Raw genomic sequence first — 25,414 nt, 5'->3', positions numbered from 1 at the left:
GCGTTGTTACCTTGCCGCTAGGTAGTTCGGGGTCATACCAGCGGTCAATCACACAATACTCTCAGGAGATGATAATGATAAAAACAGCTTCTATTCACCGGCTAACGCAAGCCTGCCAAGGGCTACCGAAACAGCTAAGGTTTGCCCCACTAGGCCTACTAATCGGCGCGTTTATCGCACCACTTGGCCACGGCCACGGCTATGTGCAACAACCGCAAGCGCGGCAACAGTTTTGCGTCGAAGACGGCGGCTATTGGTGGCCAGACGATGGCTCAAACATGCCCAATAGTGCCTGCCGCGCGGCGTTTTTAGCATCCGGCACTGTACCTTTCACTCAACACCACGAGTTCTCGGCCAATGTGGCCAACTACACCAATATCGAAGCCGTTAAAGCCGTGGTGACCGACGGCAAGCTGTGCAGCGCCGGCGACCCAGCCAAACAGGGCATGAACCTACCGCACCCAGATTGGCAAAAGACCCAGGTGGTCACCAATGCCCAAGGCGAATTGGATTTCATCTTTTTCGCCTCAACGCCACACAACCCCTCCTTCTGGGAGTTTTACCTCAGCAAGCCCGGCTTCGACCCAGCCACGCAAGTGTTGAACTGGCATAACCTCGACTTGATCGACAGCGCCGCCAATGTCACCACAGAAATGGTGAACGGGCAGCGGGTTTACCGCATCCCCGTGCAGCTGCCCGCCAACCGCCAAGGCGATGCCATTCTCTACACCCGCTGGCAACGAGACGATGCTGCCGGCGAAGGCTTTTACAACTGCAGCGACATTACCTTCGGCGCGGTAAGCGAGCCCCAGTGGTTCGACAAAGGCTACTTCTTGCCCCAAGGTACAGAGGCCGCAACCGGCGACAAGGTGTGGTTTCGCGTGTTCGATGGCAACGGCCAAGAGCTCGTGTTCGAGATTTCAACCATCACCAACAGCAACCAAAGCACCAGCAGCTGGGCGCAAGAACTCGTTGATAAGCTGGCAATAAATCACAGCCAAAAGGTGCAAGTAGGTGTTAAAAACAGTCAAGGCGAGATCAACTACAAGGCCGCCGATCTACGCGCCAACCAAGTCTGGCTGCCCGACAATCAACACAGCTTCGCCCTCGATGTAAAAAAAGCGCAAACCAATCAGCCCCCAACACTGTCATTGGCCAGCAGCATCAATGCCCAGGCCAACCAAAGCGTTAACATCACCCTGCTCGCCGACGACCCTGAAGGCGACGCCCTAACCTATCAATGGCAAGTGCCCGCAGAACTCACAGCTAGCGGCACGAATTCGGCCACGTTAGTCGTCAACACCGGCAACCCCAGCGCCACCAGGCAACACGCCATTTCGGTTCAGGTGTCCGATGGCGTCAACAGCGCTAGCGCACACACCACCTTGACCGTAAACGTTGACTCACAAAACTGCCAAAACACAGACCCCAACACCAGCAACTTCCCCGCTTGGCAAGTGGGCACTAACTATACCCAAGGTCAAAAAGTCAGCCACCAACAATTGGTCTGGCAAGCCAAGTGGTGGAACAACAGCGAACCCCGTTTTAATAACGACGCCTGGCAACTGGTCAGCAACATTGCCCAACAATGGCAAGCCGGCAAAAGCTACAACAGCGGCGACAAAGTCGACCACCAGCAGCGCCAATGGCAAGCCAAATGGTGGACACAGGCAGAGCCCGGCAGTGATGGCAGCTGGGCTGATATAGGCGCTGCAACCTGCCCGTGAAATAGCTAAGGCCTAATGTTTTCTATTTCAGAGATAAAGATAAAGCCGCAGCACATTTGAGCTGTGGCTTTTCTTCGGAGAGGTGGCGACCAAGAATCTCCATCAGTGAAAGATATACCTCCCGTCATGCAGAGAGGTAAATAGACTTCCCATCACCCATCGCGCTTTATCCAAATCGTTTTAAGCAAGCTCAACCGTTGAGGCGAGTCTAACGCGGAAATCGAAAATCCCCCTCCTAGCTCGCTCAATTCACACTTGCCACTAAAGACTGGTTTTAACACCCTCCACTCATCGATGGCCGCGTATTCTGTAGCTTTGGCTTGTACAAAACCAAACACTCGAAGCTATCTCCTTGCCACGACCGAATAGTTAACATTTAATTGTCCTTATAGATTGCGAACGCTGGTTTTAATTCTTAAGCATAACCAGAGGAAAAACAAACCGCACAGCAAGTAATCGCCAATTTTCGCATAAAATTTAATCAGCATTAGTATTCGTCAATATGGAGGACGACTATATGGCCAGCCTAGAAGAGTTCAGAGCGCTATTACACGAGGGTAAAATCGACGAAGCGTTTAAAAATTATCAGCTAGATTTCAACTCTGCAGCCTTCGACCAATTTGGCGATGTAAAGGTAAGCGCCTACGAAGTCGATATTGCCTGGGATTTTCAAGAGCCAAATGTTATTAAAATGCTCAAGAAAACTGAAAATGACGGCAGCAAAAGAAAGAAAATATGTTATTTGCCTTGGTCAACAAAAACCGCAACATCAGTAACCCTTGACGGAAACTCCCCACCCTATTTCGTCACCTCGCATTTCAGTAATTGCCGCTTCACCATGAAATTTCACGACGGCCAAGGCAAGACAGTCACCGTGCTGCACGTAGCCGGGGATACCAAAAGCGAAGGCAGAGTTCAGGGCAGCGCCGAGAGAGACATCTTAGAAAACGAAGTAAAAACAGAACCAGCAAAAATGACGAGGCGCCTTTCTGTGGGCGGGCTGAAGGATTTAGGAAAAGCAGGCAGAGAGCACAAGCAAACAAAAATGAAAGCCGGCACCACCTATTACGATACCTATGCGCGTGTATTTGGCGTGCGCAATAAAAATGGCGTTTGGTCATTCTATGCCCAAAATATAAACCACAAAGACGAGATAATTGGGCTTCAGGATATCTAAATCGAATTCCTGAGCGCTGAGCGACGTGAATCACTAACGCCTTAAAAGCTAGCTCAGGAGAACGTCAGGGTGAGCGCTAGAAGACCGTGCGACCGCGACAGCACAAGCAGCGCCATCCTGACTTATAGCGGTTAATCCAAGGCTTAACATAATGCTAAGGTGTCGACCGTACGAGCATTTTCCGCGCCATATTGGAAAAATTTTTTATATTACGCCGCATTCGCCAAACAATTATCACACACGCATTGCAGTTCCAACTGCGAATTAACCAACTTATAGCCTGCTTCTGCCACTTGCTGGTCCAGCTCTTCGATAATGCGCTTGGCAATGGCAATTTCTTTCACGCTTTGGCATTTACCGCAAATTAAAAACTGGGGTATTTCATGAGCATGGCTGCAGGCAATATGCGAACAGGCTACATATTTATTGGTTGAACTCAGTTTATGCACCAGCTGTTCCGATTCCAAAAAATCTAGGATGCGATAGACCGACATCACCGGCATGGAAATATCGACGCTTCGGTTGTGGGTATCAGCGACTTCATAAGCCGACAAAGGCGTTTTTGAAACCAACAGTAGCTCTAAAATTCGTTGGCGCTTTTCCGTTAAACGACCACCGGAGTGCGCGCAAATATCTTGCGCCTTGTTCATGATGTTAGTTAACTGACTTTTTTTCATACTAAAACTCCAGTAACGCTTGGTTCTTACTAAGCAGTGTGGCGCCCTGCTTGCCATTCGCAACCCACTGGGCCTGCACCTTCCCTATACTTTTGTAACGGTAAAACAACCCTTGCAAGCTTATCGCGGGCAAGGTGAGTGCCTTACATTGCCACTGGTAACTAAGATGAATATCCGGGTGCAAAGGTAAAACGGTTGCATCGCGCTCTAAGTCAAGCCCCTCACTATGATCGGCATGGGCTGTAGATTCATCGTGCGCATGCTTTGAGTATCCTTCTGAATTCAGGTCCTCTGTCGCTCGCCCTGCATCATGAAAAGGCAGATTGACGTCTACACTCTGAAGGTTACAGGCGGGCTGCAAATTGACTATCTCACTCGGCGTCTGAAGGCTAAGTGCCAGCAGATCCAGTTGTTGCCATTGTGCTGCATTTTGCGGTGCATGTTCAAACCCCAGCATATCAACAGCCGGTAGCGCCATTTCGATGAGCAGCATATCAGCATCATAGATAACCGTCATTTGCGCCAAACCATGGCTGTGCGCCTGAGGGTTATTGCGGCTTTCAGCTATTCCCTGTTGGCAGATGCCATAAAGTATAAATAGCAAAGCCCATTTTAATACTTGCATACAACACCACTTGAACACTTGTCAGTCAAAAACACGGAGGCCAAAGCCCCCGCTAATACCCCGTTAGGGAAGACGGGGTTACTGCTCAATCCATCACGCAGCGATATTGCTTAGTGATCGTGACCCTCTGCGATGCCCAACCAAGTAACCATGGCCGGCGCATAGTCCAATTCAATTTCGTCTGTAATGGCTAGCACCTCGAGATCCACCACCACAATATGCTGCGCAATAGGATCGGCGATGTAAACGGTGTGGCCATTTTGGGCGAGCGTCATGGAAAACTTCATGCCTGAAGGCATCTGGCTCACATCCGCATCGGTGATATCCAAACGCGCGCCGTATTCCCAGTGGGTGTGAAGACCGTCCTGATGGGGTTCGATCAAGGTCAGGTAACCTTGGTCGTCCAAAATGACAAACTGCTCGGCCTCAAAGGCAAAGTCACGGGCAACGGGTTTTGCATTTGGCATAGGCTGCCAATCAATGAGCGCTATCTCGCCTTCCTCTGGATCAATGGCAAAGAATTGGCTTACGCCATCGGCGCTAGCCGAGCCAATAAATTGGCCACTCGCCTCGTGCCCCCACAAGCTGCCGATGCGGGCGGAGTCCAAGATAGTTGCGGGGTTGAGTAGCTTTTGCGCAGCATATAAACCGTCACTGCCTTCCGCTGCCACTAACACACCGTCGCTACAGCCAAATACCACATGGGTTTCGTTTTGCGCCGCACCGTGTAAGTCGGGGCAGGCCACATCGAGGGTTTGCTCTAGCTCATAATCACCGTCATGCAGATGATAAACACCCACTTGGTCGGGTAATATTTTATTGCTCGATGTACTTTCGGCATCATCGCGACGAAGGGTTGCCAGCAATTGCTCGCCACGAGGTTTTGCCACACCGTGCATGGGCAAACCAAAACTGACCATAGCAGGCGCATCTGCTTCTTCGATCACCTGGTCGTCAAAAACCTGAATTGACGCATTGCTACCAGCCCCCGCATTGCCATCGAAGAAAACCGCAACGCTGCCCTCAAAGGTGTCGTAATGTGTGGGGCGACTGCCGTTCAACGAGTAGTTAATTAACTGTGGCGTAGACGTGTACAAATCAAAATGATCATCATGGGGCTCCTGCCACAAACCACCATCGACAAAACCCACTGTGTCGGCATTGCGTTCAATTAACGCAGCAAAACGGTAGCCGCCCGATGCATACACCGCACTTGGCAGCGCATCCAGCGGGATAGTTGTTATCAGGTCATTGTCGTCTAAGTCAAACACTTGCGATTCAACAGCGGCAGGGTTCACAACGAATAAACGACCTGCGGTTTCAGCACCATGCTCACCACCGTGGTTGTGGCCATCGTCCTCAACGGGAATGGGCTCCTTTTCAACAATGGTCGTTGTAGCATCACCGCAGCCGATGAGCGTGAGCGATGTACTTAGCGCAATAAAAAGGGTTAAGGGTTTTAGCGCCGGCAATGGTATTTTTGAAGCAACGTGTTTCATTTTTGATCCTTATATTATGCAAATTTAAAAACAATAATCGTGTCTTGGTAACTAGAAAATGGCGCGAACACCCACGCTAAAATTTCGCCCGGGCATGGGAGCGATATCTTTAATAAACGAAGTGTGAACGCGGGCTTCGGTATCCGTTATGTTTTCGGCCTTTAAAAACAGGGCCAAGGTATTTGCGCCAACAGGTAAGTGGTAAGTCACGCTTGCATCCAGCATGTCGTAACCATTGGTAGGGGTTTCCAGCGGCGCCGTTTTAGATTGCTCGGCGTATTGCGTCCAGTTTAGGTTTGCACTCAGGCGCTCACCGGTGTAATCCAGGTCGGCACCAAAACGCAGCGGTGGCGTTCTCGGCAAATCAGTGCCATCGGTCAATGCTGCGCGCACATAGTCGGTAAAAAGCGTCGCCTTCCAGCGCTCGCTGAATTGCCAAATACCCTGCGCTTCGAAGCCGTAGAAATTCGCGTCGGCATAGCTGTACAAATAAACGGGCAGTTCATCTGCATGCTCGTCTTCTGCAGCATCGCCATGGTTATGCTCATCGCCATGATCATGGCCACCTTCGGCATACAGTCCCGTCGCACTCTGGTAGTAATAGTTATCAATTTGGTTATAGAAGGCATTCAAAATAATACCGATATCGCCCTCATATTTTCGAAAGGTGAGATCGACATTATTGGAGGTCTCCAATGCCACATCACTATCACTCAACTCAAAATGCGCTTCACCCTCCTCTTCGTGCACGGCAAATAAAGCACCTATCTCATAAGATCGAGTACCTATATGAGGGCCGAAAGATAAAAGTTCCGAAGCGGAGGGTGCGCGTTGCGCGTGCGACAGAGCGATTCCCAAGTTATAACCTGGGCTAAAATCCCATACTGCGCCAAGGGAGAAACTGACTGGTGTAAAATCATGCTCTACCGCAAAAACACGAGTAGCTTCATCGGCGTGTGAGTCTTCGCCGGTATCGGGGCTACCGTGATCATGCACGGCTAAATGAGGCAACAGCACATTGTCGGCGGCGATAGTCACCTGTTCGATGCGCGCGCCCATTTGTACTAACACATCGCCAAAGTGCTTTTCTTCCATCAGCGCCATCGCAAAGGTTTCCGAGGTCGAGGGGGGCGTGAACGCCTCTTCACCTTCAGCAGCCACCTCGCTGCGCTTGTAATGAAAATTGATCCCCCCCTTCCAATGCGCCCACTCTTGGTGGAATAGGTCGACCCGCAACTCCGAGGTTTCATTAGAGAAGGTAGTGCCTACTATCCCCTCTTCCACTTCGGCATGGGTGTAGTCTGTGTAGGCAGCACGCGCCTGAATAGCGCGCAACCAAGGCAGGTCGACATCCAATTCACTTAGCAATTGGTAGCGGTTTTGCCCCAAGTCCGCGTAAACGCGCTCTGGCTCTGCAGCTTCCTCTTCGTGCCCACCGTGACTATGGCCAGGGATGCCGTATTCGCGATCCAATCGACCATACGACAGCCCCACATAGCCATTGGCCATCAAATAGCTGGAGCCTAAGGTGTAACCGCTGGATTCTTCAGCACTGTTGGCGACGGTAAAATCGCCACTGTGTTGGTCGGCCTCATGGCCTTGCTCCGGTGCAGCAGGCACTGTGTAATCGTCCGCTTCGCGCCAAAATCCGTCGCCGTAAAACGCGAACTGATCTGTGCCCGTAGTGACGTTAAAGGAGGCGAGGTTTTGGTTGTTGACCGACTCCCGGCTCAACAGCACTGCGCCGCGGGTTTCCGAATCTGTCGGCACTCGGTTATCCACCACATTAACAACGCCGCCAATGGCGCCACTGCCGTAAAACAGGGTGGCTGGGCCACGCAATATTTCCACTTGCTGCGCGGTTGAGACTTCCGCTGCCACCGAGTGATCTGGCCCCACGCGAGATACGTCGCTCACGTCCAAACTATTTTGAGTGATTAATACACGCGGGCCACTTAAGCCGCGAACCACGGGAGTGCTTGCCACATTGCCATGAAAGTTGGTGTTTACGCCGGGCACCCTCGCCAGAGTGTCGCCCAAGGTTGCAGCCTGTTGATTGCGCAACGCCTCGCCACTGAGTACCGCAACCGGAATCGCCGATTCGATGGCCGAGGCGTGAATCGGCAAACCAATCACATCCACCTGCTCAATCACGGTCTTTGCCAAAGCGATCACAAGCGTCGCGCGTGTCTGATCGTCTAGATGCACCATGCGATGACTAAAACCTGGCGCAGTAATATGAATTTCTTGCACATCATCGGCCAAACTAAAACGGCCTTGCGCATCGCTAACGATGAATTTCTTCGAGCCCTCAATTTCAATGCTTGCACCCGCGATAGGCGAGCCCCGATCATCCACAACGCTGCCATCGAGTGCGTGCGCTGGTAGGCTGGCGAGCGCGACTGCCGCCGCCAAAAGTTTGTACTTCATGGTTTACTCCAAGGGTTAATCAATTTTATTTTTTAGTGTTAGGGAACCTCTGAATAACTCTGGTGCCGCTCTGGCTTCCAGAGTTATTCAGAGGTTCCTTAGGTTCTTTGTCCGGCAGCTAGGCAAAATCGAGCGTAAGCACCAAGCGCGGAGCGGAATCCGAGGCAGGCGGCGAGCGATGCACCAAACCTCGGCCACAGTTGCCCTCCCAGGTTTCGCCTTTTAATAGCGCCACGTCGCCCACGCGCAAATGCTCAGAATGAATATGAGGCTGAAGATTCAACACACCCTGCGCAGTGCGCTCCACCAGGCCATGCTTGTGCCATTGCGTACCGGCGCCGGCATAGGTGCTGATCAAGCGACAAGGCACCTGATCAACATGAAACTTGGGGCACATGGCGGTGCGTAAAACCGCCATACGAAACCCCACATGCTCCAATTCAAATAAGCAACTAAACATCTCGACCACCAGTGCAACATCGTCGATAAATGCCTGGCGACTGCTCGCTAACGGCAACTCCTGCGCCAGCTGCGCCGCAATTTTTTCAGGTTGCTGAATAAAACGTGTGCGCCAGTGCGGTGCCACGGCCATTAAATGTTGCGCATAGTGCGTAATGTGGGGGTCTAGTTGGCGCTGCCAAATAGCAATATTGACGTCGGCTCGATAAATTTCCGTTAACGCGCCGGGATGAAAATCCACGGCTAAAGACAGGGCTACACTCACGGTTTCTAACTCCTAGGCCTCAGCGGCAAATTCTTCATCGACAAAATCCTCTGTCCACGCAGGGAAAGGATCTTCCAAGGTTTGCCAAAAATCTTTGCCCGCTAGGAGTTCATCATCGGTTAATAAGCACTGGTTGAGCGTTTCAATAACGACCTGTTGATTGAGGTTTTGGCCGATAAAAACCAACTCTTGGCGCATATCACCGAAGGGTTCAAGCCAGCTTTTTTCGATCGAGGCAAGGTGGTCTGGGTCTTCCGGCCATTGCGTTTTAGGCACTGCCTTCCAAAACATGCCAGCAAACCCATAGCGGGCAATGCCGCCCGCCTGATTCCATTGGCCGGCAAACTCAGGCCGCGAGGCTAGCCAGAAATAGCCTTTCGAGCGCAGCAGCTTGCCTTCAATATTTTTACTGTGCAGGAAGTCAAAAAACTTTTTCGGATGAAAAGGTTTGCGGGCGCGGTAGACAAAACTGCTGATGCCATACTCTTCAGTTTCCGGCACATGCTCACCGCGCATTTCCTTTAACCAGCCGGGCGCACGTTGCGCTTTTTCAAAACTGAATTTTCCAGTACCCAACACCTCCGCCAAGTCGATTTCACCTTCGCGTATAGGTAAAACCCTCGCGTCTGGATTTAACGCGCGAACCACCGCTAAGACTTTCTTGGTGTGCGCTTTACTGACCAAATCCGTTTTGCTCAGCAGGATAACATCGGCAAACTCAACCTGATCCACCAGTAAATCCGCTACCGTGCGCGTATCACTTTCATCGATGTGATCAACACTGTCTTGTAACTCGCGAGCTTGGTTGTAGTCGGTTAAAAAGTTAGCGGCATCCACCACCGTCACCATGGTATCGAGCCTAGCCACATCCGCTAAACTTTGGCCAGACTCATCGGCAAAGGTAAAGGTTTCAGCCACGGGCAAGGGTTCTGAAACGCCCGTAGATTCAATCAGCAGGTAGTCAAAACGACCCTCCTCCGCCAACTTGCGCACTTCAATCAATAAGTCTTCACGCAAGGTGCAGCAGATACAGCCGTTGCTCATTTCCACTAATTTTTCTTCGCTGCGGTTGAGGCTAATCTCATTTTTTACCTTAGCTGCATCAATGTTCAGCTCACTCATATCATTCACGATAACAGCGACCCGGCGGCTGGCGCGGTTATTCAGAATATGGCTCAGCACCGTGGTTTTACCGGCCCCTAAAAAGCCCGATAACACTGTCACCGGTAAGCGTGCCGATTGATTCGCAACGCTTACATTTTCTAAACGGGAAATAGGAGATGTCATAAACTCGCCCTCGCGCGCAACAAATATCGATTCATCAAGTGCCCGCCAATCAGCGTTAAGCTGGAAGCAATCCAATAGGTCTCCTCGGCTTCTGAGGCGAATAGTGCGAGCAGTACTAACACCGCAGCAGCAATCGCTAGCAGCCCTGGCCATAAACACTTGTGTGCACGCCAACCCGACGGAAAAGCCCAGAGCGCAAAAACCATCATCAACGCACACAACCAAAGGTGAGTTGATTCACTCGATAACATGGCAAAGCCAATAAAGGTCGTGCCCGTAGCCGCCAACACAGGCAATGCCAAGCAGTGGATCAAACAAAGCCCAGAACAAACCGCACCCAACGCGTCTCTCATGATTCAAATACTCGGCTTTTGCATTATACTGTTACGATATAACATATCATTTGAAGCTTAAAGTGCAAAATGAACTTTGTCTAGAGTAATCGGTTCGGATGGTTGAGAAATGTACAACTCAGATAATCCTAAAGCCAAGCCCTACAAGGCCTAAGCCCCGCCAAACCTAGGGCAAATAGTCGGCCATTAGCCCACCCAGATAAAAATCGTGAGGTTATGACGGCAATTAGGCTGGCTAGATTTGGAAGTGTATTGTGATTTGTGAGCTGACTAGATTTGCGTCAACTGGGTTTATGTAATTTCGCCCAAGCCGCTGTTCAGTAGAGGGATGGTTTTTATGTTGGCAAGCAAAAAGAACAATCAACATAAACACCATGATAAGGAGAAAACCCTATACCAAGGCTCAATAGGCGACCTCATAGGGCGGGTTAGCTTGAACGTGAATGTTCATGGTCATCGCGCTTGGCATACGGTCGGTGCGGTAACCAAGCACCACCTGCGCATCGGCACGGCGGCTGCAAATCCATTGATCCTGCGCGTCACTTATTGGTGTGCAGTAGGCATCTAACGGATTGGCAATGGCAAACTCAGTGCCCGACATCTCACTGCTGTAATTAAATAAAGCCACCCAATTGCTAAGCGTCTTGCCCTTAGGCGCCAAACCAAACTGCACCCCCTGCAAGGTATAACCACAGCGCTCAGCACTGCGATCCGGCACCGGAATACGGACTTCATAATGGCCATCAGAGACCTTCGCCACCAGCCGGTCACCGCTATAACGACGCCCCCAGCCAGCAAACAAAGACCAATTTTCACAACCAATACCGTCCTTTTTTGCAAGGTAGCTAGAGCCAAAAGTTAAACTCAACGAGGGATCAACCCTCCCGCGCACAACAAGCTCAGGTTCACTGGGAAACAGCCGTGAAAAAATACTCAGATCACTGAGCAAGATCAAAATGGCCAAACCACCAACAATCAGTAGAAGGTGCTTACCAATGGGTTTGCGGGTAATGTCCATATTCATGCATCTTGCGAAAGTAGGAGGAGCATATCTGAAGCTTGTTGGGAAAGCTTCTGTATTGGTGGTGATGGGAGCCTATAGCTACCTACGCGTTTGGGTTAGATCGCATATTTACAAAGAGAGATAAAAGTATTCGTTTCCAAGGCCTATACTTCCAAATAATTTGAGTCACCACCCCTCTGCTTTTAGAGTCACGAAAACCATGATTGATTTCAAGGATGATAAAGAAAAAGCGCTACTGCTAGAGTTCGCAGCCACGCTAAACGATCAGCGCTCACTCAAATTAATAGAAACGGGCGTTCAAAGTGCCTCCGATGCAGCTCATCTTGCAAAGCTCTATTGGTCGATTGTAGACAACACCTTAGACCGAGACATTGAACACCTTCTTGAAAAGATTTACACGGCGTTGCACATACATTGCGGTAACAGAGGGTTTGGCGATAGGTGGGAGGATGCAATTCAGGAATAGCCTGAACAAGTTAGTTAAAGCGTTGATTCTGAGGAGACGCCAAAATGGCGAATTTTTTGATCCTCTAGCACTTTAGGTGCGGCATGCATAACTTGCTGACCTTTTTCGCTAGTCGCGTCAAAATGCACGGGATCAAATTGTTCACATTTAGATAATTCAAGCAGTCCCATTTTTTGTTCTTCAAGATAGCTTTCAAAGAGCACTAACGCTTGTTGCATACTGGTAGCAGGCACAACGGCCGTACCAATCATATACTCAGAGCCATCGTCATTCATTGGCGATAGTTCCTCAAGACTTGCTTTGTGATCAATCAGCCAAGCTGAAATAATTTCCATTCATAGACCTATAAAGTATTCGCGTTCTGTCTGAAAAATCCAAAAATACTGCCTAAACTTCCATTCAAAAGCATTGTATTCATTGCTCGTTACTGATTCCCTATCTGATAGGTATAGTTGAATGTTTGGTCACAGCACCCTAACTTACTGGAAGTATAGATTTAGACCAAGATCCTGATATAACATACATCATTGGCATTTAACCACGATCACTTACTTACCAAGCACAGTTACAAATACATAGATTTTAATAGCCATAGTTAAACGGAGTTAATTATGCCAGTTCCCGCTAACCCCAAGCGATTCCATGAAATGGACAGAGTCGAGCAAAAAATTCACTCCGTCAGCCAGAAAACGCAACTCACACAAAATGACCTAACGGCCGTGGCCGCACTGGCACAGATAGAAACCGTCTTAGATAAATACCGTTACAGTGCCGATGAAATGACCCGTAAAGAGCGTCGGGATGAGGAACATCAATCTAAGCGTCTTAGTGAGTTTCTCGAATCGAGTGGAGATCATAAGCCTCATCCGCTCTGCCACGCCCATGCAATTGTATCTGGGGCGCACAAAGGGGCGGCGACCGCAAGGGCAATTCTAGCCTTTTTCAAACTCAGAATTGACGACCCCTACAACGGCTGCTGGCTGCCCGAAAACACAGCAGCCTTATCCAAAATGCCACGCCCCCTTAAGCACGCAGTGCCCCACAGCAGGATTCACCGCTACAATTACTATTTTTGGCTAGCATCTCTGATCAACATGAACAAGATCAAAGCCACTGACGATTTAAAATACACACTTAAAACCATAGGCCTGCAACTACAGGCTGGCGCACAGCCAGATTACGTTATGTTAAAGAAAGGCCAGGGGATTCCTTCATGATTTACCGCATTCACCCAGACGTGAAGCACTATCAATTATTTCACCTAGACGCCGATCAAGTTGAAGCCACATTAGGTGAAGACTGCTTAATCTACATGGACTCCCGCCCTACCCATTACCTACCGCACTGGAAACCCCTAGAGATAGAGTTTTACGACGCCTACGAAGGCATGAGTAAAAAACCTGAAAACAAACCCCTGCCCGATATCATCAGTGATAACAACGGCAAATTATTTTTAAGCGACAAGGCTTATCAAAGTCTAAAGGATCTACTAGCAGGCTGCGGAGAGTTTTTACCCGTGACCTGTGGCGAAATCTCAGGCGTGCTGTTTAACCCACTTGTTTTAGCCGAAGAATCCAACGCCGTCGATTTATCTCTTACCCTCCGCGATAAATGGGGTAATCTCAACAACCTCGCCTTCCACCCCGAAAAACTTAAACACCCATTATTTAGGACGGAGCAAGATAGCTTTAGAGGTGTTTATTGTACGGAGCAGCTAAAAATAGTGGTTGATAAAAGCGAGTTAACCGGGTGCATTTTCGCGATTGATTTGGCAGATAGACCGCCGGCGGATGGGACGGCAGAAGTGGGTAGTGTTAACTGATTGGGTGAGTGGTGTCGTCGGTGAAAAGCAAACGTAACTAATGAATCCATTTTGGTCAGATAAAATTAAGCTGCGCTGATCGGCTTTAATTCTTATCTGAGCCTAATATTCGCAGAGGACGCCACCCATCTTGCAAAACTCTATTGGGCGGTAGTGGATGCCACCGTTGGCGACGATGTTGAATACCTTCTGGAACAAGCATATTCAGCTCTGCATATTCATTGTGGCAATCTAGGCTTTGAATCGGCTTGGAACAGTGAAATCCCAGAGTAATCACTTTTTAGGCGCCATCATGGCGGCGCCACGCCATGCACCTCCAAGGAGCACTTTTCCTTGGAGTTATGTCAATAACTGTACGAAATATTTTACTCAAATAGCTTTTTCGTGAATGCACCCAAAAACTTCCCCGTCGACAGGTTTCGCGAATCAAGTTGCCTAGCGAGCAGCTCACTTGTCCAAAATACAGGCCCCTGATCAATTAGCGACTGATACATATCTTTTAGTGCTTCAAGGAGAGCGCTAATGCTTACTAGATCAATGACCCGCGCTTCGTCAGGGAAATATGACAAGTTATCCACTTTGCCGGTTTTGGCCACAAAAATAGGAGTTGCTACAGCTCGCCCCGGGTACACGTTTCCAAACCACTGAAGACTAGCTAGCATCTGTTCAGCATCCGATTTATGCAAGCTATTTGCGTTCCCTGTCTTCGCTTCAATAACTAATGAAGCATTCGGCCAAAGCCAAAGATCATCCGGACCTTCTCCAACCTCATTTTCAGGGCGAGAACCAAGAGCACCCAAAAGAACAGCTAACTCTTTCAGAGCCTGCTCAACTATGGCCGACGAATTCGTAAACTTTAACGCTGACCCCAAGCGGACAATTTCTATTATCGCGCCATTTGGATTCTCGAATCTCTTGAGCCACTCTGACGCAAGTTCTCCCTCTACGATAGCCACATTAGATGACCTTGGAACAACCGATAAGGGTTTACAGACCTCCGAATTTCGATTAAAAGCCCCCTGCTGAATCTCGGCTGCCTTCGCCGAATCGTAATTATTCACATATGATGCTTTTCGCTGCAAATATAACCCTATTTCCTTCTCATCGTGGATATACTTGCCTATGGCATCCGATAATTTTTGAGCTGCCTTAGGAAACGCATTTGATTGCGCGCACTTAAACGAAGACCTTTCTTCTGCCGCAAACTTTGCGGCGTCACAGTTAATAAGCCGTTCGGGAGAGTCCACATCTTTGACCCTCCTTTTATAAAACCTTTTCCAAGATGAATCTCTGTCCAGGCACTGCTTCATTGTGCCCACAAGATTTAACGTAGGAGTTAAGTGACGCTCCCTCGAAAGTAGATCAGACAATTCTAAACCAAGCCGAATTTGGTTCTGTGTGTCGAAATTCATTGACTCGACAACATCTTTCTTCGCAACAAAATTGGCCAAGTCCTCTCCACAAAGGAGAACACAGGCATAATCCACATGAGATCTGACAGCACGCCCCAAACCTTGCTCTATTCGATATATAATCTTTCGTCGAGCACCCCCGACCTGATCTATCAAGGCGGAGTCATACTTATCAGTAATCCCTTCCCCGTAAGGCATTCCGTCAATCACCAATATTCTTGCGGCATCATCTGCTAGATCAACCCCATCGTAACGCTGAACAAATACAGCGAAACTAAGTGGATCGAGAGGATCTCTAAGTGCCTCTATTCCGCCAACAACCTCGTCATCCGTAAATACCTTAGCCCCCACCCTCTCCCAATCTCTTGCAAGCAATTTGCTTGGGCTCAAAACCACAACGTTGTAGTTTGCGGATAACTGCCCACATATTTGCATGATCTCTTCCCTATTAAGAGCTGCGTTTACGAGGGAAGGAGCCAAAACCATCCTTTCCCCCAAGCCCTTATCCGAGGGAGGAATTACAGGATTCATTGCAGCCTTTTCGTCGCAGGAAAGCTCTCTTATCAAACTAGAATCATCAGCAAGTGTGGCGGACATAAAGAGTCGGCACGCAGCCGAAGTGTATGCCTGACTTGCATCAACGAGGGGATAATACGGCGTAATTTCCAGACCTGCCCCCGACATCACGCAACGACACAGATGAAGATTTTCTGAGAGATAGGGCCAAACAAATTTCGCGCGATCATCCTCGCTGAACTCGCTAAGAGCAGTAAATAGTCCAGCCGCATTGTTTTTCCAGATCCAATACGGCACCTCCATTTGGGCACTAGGATCTTCTTCTTTGATTTTTTTCCATGTTGAACGTTTATATGAGCTGCACTCACCATCGAGAACATTTACCATCGCTCGAAAAGCATCTCCGTCTAATCTTAGACAGAACGACCTACGAATAATTTCTAAACCTGAGTGCGCATCGTCCAAGACGATCGCACCTGGGCGCAACATTACATCAGGTCGATTAAATGTTGATTTGGCGTTAAACAGCTTGTCATACGTGCAGACAATAACAGCCTGAGCAGAACTTCCCTTGTAACCAGGCTGCGCCTCACCGCGCTTGTAATGAACCGCCTCAACCCCAAGCGCTTCCGCCTCAGCGAGAACCTGCTCAACTAGTTGATTTGTGGGACAAAGGTAAACAACGGGCTCATTATTCTTTCGCATGTAGCGATAAAGAAAGAGTAAGCCTACAGTGGTCTTCCCTGCACCGGTACTAACTTTTAGAACATTATCACCCAATTGAGCGCCCGAAAGGGCCTCCAGGGATTCCCTCTGAGCATTTCTCAATTCAGTGTGGGATGTCTTTCTATCCAGTGACTCGAACACTTGTACGAGGTTGGAATAATCTGCGTCCTCTCCATCACCCAAAAGCGCGTCAAAGTTAACCATTTTTCAGTCCGTGATCGGGTTGTTGGAGAAGAAAATAGCACATATGAACGGTTTATATTGCACCTACACGCAACTCTAGGGGCCTACAGAGCAAAAACCGCTAGCAAAGCACATATGGAAGCCTCTCTTTGGGGATTAGATTACCTACGGATAGTAGTCATCACACGTTTATGAGATCAGTGCATGAAATTAAGATGGGCTCCACTAAAACCCACCCATTTTCAATTGGACTTAGTATGGACTTAAATTACGGACAATAAAAAATCCGCTCCTAGGCAGTCCCTATAACGCTTTGATTTACAACGCTTTTTTGGTGGAGCTATGCGGGATCGGACCGCAAACCTCAACACTGCCAGCAATGTGCGAACAACAATATAACTCATTAAAAACAAAGGAATTTATCCAATTTAGGTGAACAAAAACTATGCGATCGAGTTATAAGTCACGCCAACCCTATTTAATGCACTAAATCCCATTCACCCAACGCCAAGCCATACCATCTATTATTGATAACATAGGATCGATAGAAAAATACTATTGGTAAAATCATGATTTTTATGCTCCAGCATGTTATAATCGTAATCTGGATTTTTTTGGCAACAAAGAATGAGGAGATAATAATGAAATTATAAATATAGAAAAGGTTTCAGCCTTGCCGCTAAAACCCAAAGCCTAAATCGAACGTCTAATTAAATGCGCGAGAACAGGCAGCTTTTTACGATAGAGATATTTGTATTTAATTGCAAGTTTTTGCGTGTACTTTTTTGCTTACCTTTGGAGTTAAGCATGCAGCATCTTGCACCCAAAAAACCGAAAGACGAACACATTCTCTCGATCCTACTTAAGCTCAGTTTTGCATCCTACAAACTATTCCTAATAGTCACCGGTCTCTTAACTAGCATTGATGGAGACATAGATATGAGTATTTCCGTACACATAATATCCAACTTTTGTTGATGCACTGCGGTGAGCCGTCAAGCTCACCGCAGTTGACTCAATGGAATACTTTTATCAAAGAATATGATTAAAAATTGGGCTGTATTCGTGCAACCGAACGATAATTTTGAAACTACAATTTTAGTTATCCAAACTCGAGTTAGTCACTTCTAAAACCAATAGAAGTTACAGGTTGATTATCGATAAAAGTAGATTTTGGATTATTAACCCTAGTTAGAGTTGGTTCAACAATCGACGCGGGCTCCTGCTTCGTAGTCGCAGGTATAAGCAAAATGGCGTTAAGAACTGAAATATGCCGCAACACTCTATGAATGCAATCACATCATGGGGTCAGGCTCGAATGGCACTAAGTTAAGCTTACTTTGCGCCAAATCTTCAGGCCATAAACTTTAGAGGCTCCGAACTTTAAAAGACTTTAAATATAGTAAAATTCAACGATAAAGGCCTATTAAGAGTTAACTAAGCATGCAATTGGCTATTGAGCTAGAAACCCTTAACTTAGTGCCATTCGGGTCCGACTCCTTGAAAGCCCCCTACGAAGCGCCGCTTTTGGGGCCCCTTGCGAAGCGTCCATTCAAAGTGCCGGATTTCGGGGGCAATTGGCCACGGAAGGCCAATTGAGCGGCGTTCCGCCATGGATGGCGGTTGCCGGCGACCCCGAAATCCGGTGCTTTGAATGGATTAACGCGCAGTCGGGGTACGTTTTTTGGTTACTTTTTGTCGTATAACAAAAAGTGACAGGAGGAAAATACGCAACGAATTCAATGAGACAAAGCCTAGTCGATTAACGCTGAGATCATAAAAAGCCCCCAGCGCTTTAGGCTCACTGAACAAGCACGTACTCCGCCTGCCCTGCGGGATGGACTCGCACCTCCCTGTGCTCGGGCCTACGGCCCAGCGGCTATAAGGCGCCGCTGCCCAAATTCGTTCCAGACGAATTTGTGAACCGCATCTGCGATTCTCACCCGCATAGCTCCAGCCATAAAAAAACCCCCGCGTTTTGGGCACTACGAAGAAGTTCGCACTTCGCCTGCCCTGCGGGATGGACTCGGGCCGTCCTGGCCCTCGGGCTGCGCCCAATGGCTGAAAAGCGCCATTGCCCAAAATTGCTCCCGGCAATTTTGTGAACCGGGGCTGAGAACAATCGCGCGTAGCGCGACCATAAAAAAACCCCCTGCGTTTTCACGCAGGGGGTTTTTGTATGGTGGAGCTATGCGGGATCGAACCGCAGACCTCAACACTGCCAGTGTTGCGCTCTCCCAGCTGAGCTATAGCCCCAAATTTGGGTGGCCTTCTTGCGAAAGCGGGGCGCATTGTATCACCCCGCCTTTGCCTGTCAAGCTTTATAAATCAAAACCTTATGAAGACTTTTGGCGTTTAAATAGACTCGGTTTTACCCAGCTGTTCGTAGGCCTTTTCGAGCTTCTTCGCCTGTTTTTTGCCGATTTCACCAAAGACGCTGTTCAGCGCATGGCGCAATCTCGCTCGGCTCATGTCTGGCCCCAGCAGGGTCATGGAGTCCATCACAGAGAAAGATGCGGTGGTGCCGGCGATGGCGATGAACAGTGGCGCTAAAAAGTCTTTTACTTTGATGTCCATCTGCCCGGCCAGGGTTTTTAGCTCGTTGAAGATGGCGTCGCGGTTCCAGGGGCTCAGGGTTTCTAGGCGCCACAGGGCGAATTGCAGCACGCTCTTGAGCTGGTCTTCGTCCATTTTTACCTCGGCAAAGCTGGCCGGGGTAATGGCGAGTTGGCCGGCGGCCATGAAGCTCATCAGCGGCGCGAAGTCGGTGAGCTTGTTCATGCGCGTTTGCGCATGGGGTAAGAGTGCCGCCAAGCGCTCACTATTGAACATCCACTGGTGCAGGCGCTCCGCTAGCTGCTCGGGGCTTAAATTCTCGCGAATCCATAGGCCGTTGAGCCAATCGAGCTTTTCTACATCAAAGATTGGGCCGCCGAGGGAAACGCGATTGATGTCGAAATTGTCGATCATGTCTTGCAGGGTGAACTTTTCGCGCTCGTCCGGCATAGACCAGCCCATGCGCCCTAAATAGTTCAACAAGCCTTCGGGCAGGTAACCCATGTCCTTGTAATAAAGGATGCTGGTGGGGTTTTTGCGCTTGCTGAGTTTGGATTTGTCGGGGTTGCGCAACAGCGGCAGATGGCACAGCACCGGCATGTCCCAGCCGAAATATTGGTACAGCAACTTGTGCTTGGGGGCCGAGTTAATCCACTCTTCGCCGCGCAAGACGTGGGTAATACCCATTAAGTGGTCATCCACCACATTGGCGAGATGGTAGGTAGGCAAGCCGTCGGATTTCAACAGCACCTGGGCATCCACCTGGCCCCAATCTAGCTCGATGGTACCGCGCAACAGGTCGTCCACCGGGCAAGGGCCCTCGCCTTCGGGCACCACCATGCGAATCACATAGGGCATGCCTGCCGCTTCGCGCTTGGCTACCTCAGCGGGATCTAAGGCCAACTCGCTCGGCTTAATGGCGGCGAAACCACCCTGCTCGCGCCGCGCCTCGCGCAGCACATCAAGCTCTTCGGGGGTGCGGTAGCATTTGAAGGCATGGCCTTTGGCCAGCAGTTCATCGCAATATTTGCGGTAGATATCACTGCGCTCACTTTGGCGATAGGGGCCGTGCGGGCCGCCTACATCTGGGCCTTCGTCCCACTCTAAACCTAGCCAGCGCAAGCTATCGAGAATGGCTTGCTCGGATTCGGGCGTGCTGCGCACTTGGTCGGTATCTTCGATACGCAGCAAAAACTCGCCGCCTTGGCTCTTGGCGAAGCAGTAGTTAAACAAGGCGATATAGGCAGTACCAACGTGCGGGTCGCCGGTGGGCGATGGCGCAATACGAGTGCGAACAGTCATGGGGCAAGTTTCCGATCCGAGCTAACAGTTAAATGCAGCCATTACCAATGGCCGGGTGCGGCATTATACGCATTTTGTGCGCGGCTTCGATAATGACTACCTGGTCACAAAAAAAACCGGTCAATATTTTGACAAGTGTCGCCATGACTCTTAGTATCCGCGCAACACGCCGATTGACCGTCATGGAAGTTAGAGTCAGGTTCACAAAAGTAGCTTCTACTTTTTCTTTTTGACATAAAAATTACCTTAAATTAGGCAATTTTTGCATTCTTCATCTAACCTGTTTCTTATCATCAAACGAGAGAGTACGACTATGAAAAAAGCCTTACTTGCGACGGCGGTTGCTAGCATGGCAACGGCCTTGGCAGTTAACGTCAATGCCGCCGATATTCGGTGGAATGGTTTCGCTTCTATTACTGGCGGCATTAGCACCAGCGAAGCAGATCGCGCAGATGGCGAAGAACTTCGCCTCTACGGCTACGACGATGACTTTGATTTCCGTCCAGAGTCAAAGCTGGCGTTGCAGGCATCTAGCAACCTCGGTAATGGGCTGTCTGTAACCGCACAAGCTATTGCTCGCGGCGCCGACGATTTCAATGTTGATATGGAATGGGCCTTCGTGTCCTACGATTTCGGTGAGTCTTCGCGCATCAACGTCGGCAAACTTCGTATTCCGTTCTACCAGTATTCTGACTTCCTAGATGTTGGCTACGCCTACCCTTGGATTCGTCCACCAGAGTCTGTATACGATCTGTTCTTCTCCACAATGGAAGGTGCAAACCTTCAGTTTAATGGCGCGATGGGCAGCTGGGATTCAGGCTTACAGTTAGTAATGGGCCGTACCGCAAATGACTTGGTTATTTCAGGCGAAGAGTCAAATGCTGACCTACGCAACTTGGTTGGTGGCGCTTGGACAATCAACAATGATTGGCTCACCCTACGTGCTGCTTACTTTCAAGCAGACACGACCATTGAAAACACTAGCCTTAACGCCGTTGAGGCTGGTTTGATAGGTGCCGGATTCGCTGACCAAGGCAATAGCCTAGCGGCGCGAGACGACAAAGGCTCATTCTTGGGTCTAGGTTTCAAAGCTGACAACGGCAGCTGGCTGTTAGCGGGTGAAGTTACACAGATCAAGGTTGAAGACTCCTTCGTTGCCGACCAAGATTCTGCTTATATCACGATCGGTAAAACCTTCAATGATCTAATGTTCCATGTCACTTATGAAATGCAAGAAGATACTCGCACTGACGGTATTACCGACGGCATTCCATTCCCAAGCGGCAACGCTGGTTTAGACTTCTTGGTTGGCAGTGCTGAAGCTATCGCTAACTCAGCCGAAGAAAAGAGCAACACCATTACCGTTGGTATGCGCTATAACTTCCATCCGTCAGCATCATTTAAAATCGACTACTCTCAGCGTAGCTTCGATTCCGCTAGCACCTACGATGTTGATGGCGACGCCAGCGTTGTGCGCTTCTCCATTGACTCAGTATTCTAAGGGAGGATTAACATGAAAACGTTTTTCACCAAAAAGATTGCCTCTCGCTTAGTGTTTGCTGCCACAGTGCTCATGAGCTGTGCAGCTTGGTCTGGCGTGGCGGTAGTGGTTCACCCTGGTAACGCTAACAGCATGAGTGAAGATGATATTTCTCGCGTATTCTTAGGCAAGAAGAAGTCTTTCCCGGATGGTTCGGAAGCGATACCTGTAGATCAGGCCGACGGCTCTGCCAACCGTAGCGCTTTTGTTTCTACCGTTCTTAAAAAGAACGATCAGCAAATCAAAGCTTACTGGGCGCAGTTACTGTTCACCGGTAAAGGCACACCTCCGAAGGAAGTGGGCGGTAGCGCCGATGTTAAGAAGCTAATCGCACAAAACCCATCACTGATCGGTTATATCGATACTGCCGATGTGGATGCAAGTGTAAAAGTTGTGTTCCAGTTCTAACTAGAACCCACTAAAAAAGGGGCAGCGTTTTCGCTGCCCTTTTTTATGCCTGGGTTATCCCCTTCTGAAATGTGTTTACACCGTAAGAACTTATTGATGAACAACACGACACGCCCCTTCAAAGCACACTCAGCAAGGTTACAACTTAGGCTTTAAAATTAGCCGTGTCCGAGCAGTTAGGAAAAGGCGGAATGACCTACCAGCAGGCTCAGGATACTTATGACACCCTAGGACGAAGCACCGCACTCAGTTAGCTTCGGAAACATGCCCCCTTCTGAAATGTGTTTACCTACGAAAAACCTATTGTGGGCACTCCACGCGCCCCTCTTATGCGAAAGCGAACACATGATATGGCAATCCCACTGATCTTAAATCTCGATGACATCCCGAGGTAAGTACAATGAAAATGTGCTGCCCTTGCCTAAACTAGATTCAAAATCAATTTTTCCACCTAGCATCTTGGCCCACTGCTGACTCAACATTAAACCAAGACCAGTGCCCGAGACACCGCGCTGAGCCAAGCCCCGGATGTAGGGTTCAAAGATGATGTCGCGCTCTTCATCCGAAATACCGGCGCCCGTATCAACAACCTTAACTTGCAGCCATACACCTTGGGTTACACAACTAACCTGCACCGAGCCTTGGCTGGTAAATTTTAGTGCGTTACCGATGAGATTCACTAAAATGCGACGTAAAAGACTCTTATCGGTTTGAATGACTAACGCCTTATCGGATAAATTCAAGAGCCTAACATCGGCCGATGCCAAGCTAGCCAGGTCGCCCATTAAGGCGTTAATCTGCGCATTTAAATCAAACGACTCTTTGTGTAGCAAGGGTTCAGATTCACTGGACTTGGCCACATCCAATAGATTATTAACCAGCGCCAACATATCTTGGCCATTGACTAACACACGCTGCAATGCATCCTCTCCGCGTGCATCCATCGTTTTGCCCCGATCAATGTTTTTAAGCACCATAGCGGTAAAACCATTAATGGCATTGAGCGGTGTTCTCAGCTCATGGCTCATTGAGGTAAAAAAGGCGGTTTTCTTTTGCTCAGCTATCACGGCTTTTTGCTCGGCCAATATCCGTGCGGTAACTTCCTCATGGAGACTATCAATTGTTTTAAGCAAGCTAGTCTCCGATAGCTCCACTTGGCCTATCAAGGCGATGACGGACAAGACCACGCCAACCCCTTGCATAAACTGTTGGATTCTATCCTGCCAATATTGAAATTCAGGCCGGGTTAAATTCGGCGCCTCGAAACCGAGAAGTTCAACAGCCCAAAGTAAGCTAAAGCTCAGCAAAACAAAAACAATCCAATGTTTCGCCGCCCGCATACCACCCATTACACCGGCGATAAGGGGCATATAGAGCAACCAAGCAGAGGCCACACTGCCGAGCCCGCCGTTGGTTAAGCAGGCCGTCAGAATTGCAATTGAAACGCCCAGCATGCTGGTGTGTAGGGCCGCAGTGCGAGCGGGTTTATAGTTAGCGAGGAAAAGCCCCAGCACCGTTAAAACCCAGGCCACAGACAAACCCAGCACCCGGAACTCGATCCACTGGCGTAGGGCCATAAGTAAAAAAACGAGAACAAGAAAAACAACCAACCACTGACTCTTGCGCAACAAACTGAGTTGGCGCGCCTCTACTGCCGACAAGGTTGCTGGGTCATCACCTGCGTAGAGTGCCCACCGTATAAACTCTGCCAACATCAACCCCCATATTCCTTATTTTAGAAAGCTTAGCTTAGTTCGCCCACTTCGACGGTGACGACAACAGTAGCAGCAGCGCCTCGACAACGGTATTATGCACAGCCCTTCCCCAATACCCTATGATCATGCTTTTATTCGTCGATAACCTCACCAACGTAGACTTTAGCTACCTGCACACCGAGCGTGGCATGTTAGGCGAAACGTGGCTTGCCAGCGCGTCGCTCGAAGGCGCATTAGATGAACAGGGCATGGTGTGTGATTTTGGCGAGGTTAAGCGCTTGCTGCGCCATTTTCTCGATAAAGAACTCGATCACTGCCTGTTAGTGCCCACGCTGGCACCAAACCTGACGCTCGAGCAGCAAGACGGTCAGGTTAACCTAACTTGGACTTATGGCGCCAATAAGCAGTTGACCTGCAAGTCCCCTGCGCAAGCAATAGCGCTTATAAACGCTCCAACTATCACACCTGAAAGCGTCGCTAAGTGGTGCATCGACAAGCTCAAGCAACAGTTTGCCGACTCGGTTGCACGGCTGGACATCCGCTTCGCCGAAGAAGCTATCGATGGCGCCTTTTATCACTACTCTCACGGCCTAAAGAAACATGCGGGCAATTGCCAACGCATTGCCCATGGCCACCGGTCGCGAATTAACATTTGGCTGGATGGCGCCAAAGCTGTGCATTTAGAAGCGGACTGGGCCAAGCGCTGGGAAGACATTTATTTAGGCTCGGATGAAGACCTAATTAAGGGTGATCAACAGCTGCATTTCGCCTACGTATCGGCACAGGGCCCGTTCGAACTGACGATGCCAAAAAGCCAATGCGAAATGATCAACACCGACACCACAGTGGAGTGGTTGGCACGATACATCGCCAACACCCTAGCGCAACAAAACCCCGGTAAATCAGTGCGCGTGCAAGCCTTTGAGGGCTTACATAAAGGCGCTATTGCAGAAGCGAAAATATAGTCGCCTCGGCAACACCCACCCGGCGCTCTGAGGGCATTTTTGTACAACCCTCAGGCTCATTAACACCTAAGCTCGCCATTTGCTTGATGGGGCTAAATGCCCCCTCCCTTGGGCGCTCCTGCGCTATTGCTTCGGCGTCCTAAAACGGCTGAAAAGCGCCGTTTTAGTCGAACCCGCGGGGGTTCTCACCCAACCCCTCTACCCCAATACAAAAAACCCCGCTGATTCAAACAAGACTTTGAGTATCACGTGAAGGGGATTGATGGGGCAAAAAGCGCCC

General features: G+C 49.4%; 20 protein-coding genes and 1 tRNA gene. 8 read left to right on the top strand and 13 right to left on the bottom strand.

Annotated elements, in window-relative coordinates; translation table 11 throughout:
* Window positions 1–74: 74 nt before the first annotated feature.
* Window positions 75–1,727, top strand: coding sequence for a lytic polysaccharide monooxygenase (locus QWY82_RS11010; protein ID WP_290262248.1), 1,653 nt, complete (start codon window positions 75–77; stop codon window positions 1,725–1,727).
* Window positions 1,728–2,244: 517 nt separating this feature from the next.
* Entirely contained in the window at window positions 2,245–2,904 is a 660-nt protein-coding gene (locus tag QWY82_RS11005) for a hypothetical protein (protein ID WP_290262245.1), read from the top strand.
* Window positions 2,905–3,113: 209 nt separating this feature from the next.
* On the opposite strand, the gene QWY82_RS11000 is transcribed toward QWY82_RS11005, so the two are convergent.
* The 8 genes from QWY82_RS11000 to QWY82_RS10965 all read right to left on the bottom strand — a co-directional run bounded on the left by QWY82_RS11000 (window position 3,114) and on the right by QWY82_RS10965 (window position 11,523).
* Window positions 3,114–3,581, bottom strand: a complete 468-nt coding sequence (locus QWY82_RS11000; protein WP_290262244.1) for a Fur family transcriptional regulator — start codon at window positions 3,579–3,581, stop codon at window positions 3,114–3,116.
* Window position 3,582: 1 nt separating this feature from the next.
* The gene (locus QWY82_RS10995) at window positions 3,583–4,206 is read right to left on the bottom strand and encodes a ZrgA family zinc uptake protein (protein WP_290262242.1); all 624 of its coding nucleotides are present in this window, start codon (window positions 4,204–4,206) and stop codon (window positions 3,583–3,585) included.
* A gap of 110 nt (window positions 4,207–4,316) precedes the next feature.
* Window positions 4,317–5,705, bottom strand: a complete 1,389-nt coding sequence (locus QWY82_RS10990) for a 5-methyltetrahydrofolate--homocysteine methyltransferase (RefSeq protein WP_290262240.1) — start codon at window positions 5,703–5,705, stop codon at window positions 4,317–4,319.
* 51 nt (window positions 5,706–5,756) lie between these two features.
* Window positions 5,757–8,135 (bottom strand): TonB-dependent receptor, encoded by a 2,379-nt coding sequence (locus QWY82_RS10985; protein ID WP_290262237.1) that lies wholly within the window; start codon window positions 8,133–8,135, stop codon window positions 5,757–5,759.
* 118 nt (window positions 8,136–8,253) lie between these two features.
* A complete protein-coding gene (locus QWY82_RS10980; protein WP_290262235.1) occupies window positions 8,254–8,859 on the bottom strand; it encodes a DUF1826 domain-containing protein in 606 nt (201 codons plus the stop codon).
* Between the two features lie 12 nt (window positions 8,860–8,871).
* Entirely contained in the window at window positions 8,872–10,146 is a 1,275-nt protein-coding gene (gene zigA, locus QWY82_RS10975) for a zinc metallochaperone GTPase ZigA (protein ID WP_290262233.1), read from the bottom strand.
* Window positions 10,143–10,499, bottom strand: coding sequence for a MerC domain-containing protein (locus QWY82_RS10970; RefSeq protein WP_290262231.1), 357 nt, complete (start codon window positions 10,497–10,499; stop codon window positions 10,143–10,145). Before QWY82_RS10970 ends, zigA begins: the two co-directional genes overlap by 4 nt.
* A 403-nt stretch (window positions 10,500–10,902) precedes the next feature.
* Window positions 10,903–11,523, bottom strand: coding sequence for a hypothetical protein (locus QWY82_RS10965; protein WP_290262229.1), 621 nt, complete (start codon window positions 11,521–11,523; stop codon window positions 10,903–10,905).
* 199 nt (window positions 11,524–11,722) lie between these two features.
* Here QWY82_RS10965 and QWY82_RS10960 point away from each other — a divergent pair, with 199 nt between their 5' ends.
* Window positions 11,723–11,989 carry a hypothetical protein gene (locus QWY82_RS10960; RefSeq protein ID WP_290262226.1) on the top strand — a complete coding sequence of 89 codons (267 nt, stop codon included), beginning with the start codon at window positions 11,723–11,725 and terminating at the stop codon, window positions 11,987–11,989.
* Between the two features lie 14 nt (window positions 11,990–12,003).
* Here the strand turns inward: QWY82_RS10960 and QWY82_RS10955 are convergent, their stop codons facing one another.
* Complete coding sequence (locus QWY82_RS10955) at window positions 12,004–12,324, bottom strand: hypothetical protein (protein WP_290262223.1); 321 nt, start codon at window positions 12,322–12,324, stop codon at window positions 12,004–12,006.
* Between the two features lie 276 nt (window positions 12,325–12,600).
* Here QWY82_RS10955 and QWY82_RS10950 point away from each other — a divergent pair, with 276 nt between their 5' ends.
* Window positions 12,601–13,206 carry an AHH domain-containing protein gene (locus QWY82_RS10950; RefSeq protein WP_290262221.1) on the top strand — a complete coding sequence of 202 codons (606 nt, stop codon included), beginning with the start codon at window positions 12,601–12,603 and terminating at the stop codon, window positions 13,204–13,206.
* Entirely contained in the window at window positions 13,203–13,811 is a 609-nt protein-coding gene (locus tag QWY82_RS10945; protein WP_290262219.1) for a hypothetical protein, read from the top strand. The genes QWY82_RS10950 and QWY82_RS10945 overlap by 4 nt, the downstream gene beginning before the upstream one ends.
* A 365-nt stretch (window positions 13,812–14,176) precedes the next feature.
* Here the strand turns inward: QWY82_RS10945 and QWY82_RS10940 are convergent, their stop codons facing one another.
* The 3 genes from QWY82_RS10940 to gltX all read right to left on the bottom strand — a co-directional run bounded on the left by QWY82_RS10940 (window position 14,177) and on the right by gltX (window position 20,506).
* Window positions 14,177–16,669 carry a DEAD/DEAH box helicase family protein gene (locus QWY82_RS10940; protein ID WP_290262217.1) on the bottom strand — a complete coding sequence of 831 codons (2,493 nt, stop codon included), beginning with the start codon at window positions 16,667–16,669 and terminating at the stop codon, window positions 14,177–14,179.
* 2,159 nt (window positions 16,670–18,828) lie between these two features.
* A tRNA-Ala gene (locus tag QWY82_RS10935) sits at window positions 18,829–18,904 on the bottom strand.
* Window positions 18,905–19,003: 99 nt separating this feature from the next.
* Window positions 19,004–20,506, bottom strand: a complete 1,503-nt coding sequence (gene gltX, locus QWY82_RS10930) for a glutamate--tRNA ligase (protein WP_290262214.1) — start codon at window positions 20,504–20,506, stop codon at window positions 19,004–19,006.
* Window positions 20,507–20,819: 313 nt separating this feature from the next.
* Between gltX and QWY82_RS10925 the strand changes: the two genes are divergently transcribed.
* A complete protein-coding gene (locus QWY82_RS10925; RefSeq protein WP_290262212.1) occupies window positions 20,820–22,007 on the top strand; it encodes a porin in 1,188 nt (395 codons plus the stop codon).
* A 12-nt stretch (window positions 22,008–22,019) separates the two neighbouring features.
* Complete coding sequence (locus tag QWY82_RS10920) at window positions 22,020–22,454, top strand: type 2 periplasmic-binding domain-containing protein (protein WP_290262211.1); 435 nt, start codon at window positions 22,020–22,022, stop codon at window positions 22,452–22,454.
* Window positions 22,455–22,822: 368 nt separating this feature from the next.
* On the opposite strand, the gene QWY82_RS10910 is transcribed toward QWY82_RS10920, so the two are convergent.
* The gene (locus QWY82_RS10910; protein ID WP_290262210.1) at window positions 22,823–24,169 is read right to left on the bottom strand and encodes a sensor histidine kinase; all 1,347 of its coding nucleotides are present in this window, start codon (window positions 24,167–24,169) and stop codon (window positions 22,823–22,825) included.
* Between the two features lie 125 nt (window positions 24,170–24,294).
* Here QWY82_RS10910 and QWY82_RS10905 point away from each other — a divergent pair, with 125 nt between their 5' ends.
* A complete protein-coding gene (locus QWY82_RS10905; protein WP_290263520.1) occupies window positions 24,295–25,134 on the top strand; it encodes a 6-pyruvoyl trahydropterin synthase family protein in 840 nt (279 codons plus the stop codon).
* The last annotated feature ends 280 nt before the right edge of the window (window positions 25,135–25,414 follow it).

Source organism: Simiduia curdlanivorans, from assembly GCF_030409605.1.
Taxonomy (GTDB): domain Bacteria; phylum Pseudomonadota; class Gammaproteobacteria; order Pseudomonadales; family Cellvibrionaceae; genus Simiduia; species Simiduia curdlanivorans.
The sequence above is the reverse complement of the archived record's forward strand: the minus strand, read 5'-3'. Positions and strand labels throughout refer to the sequence as shown.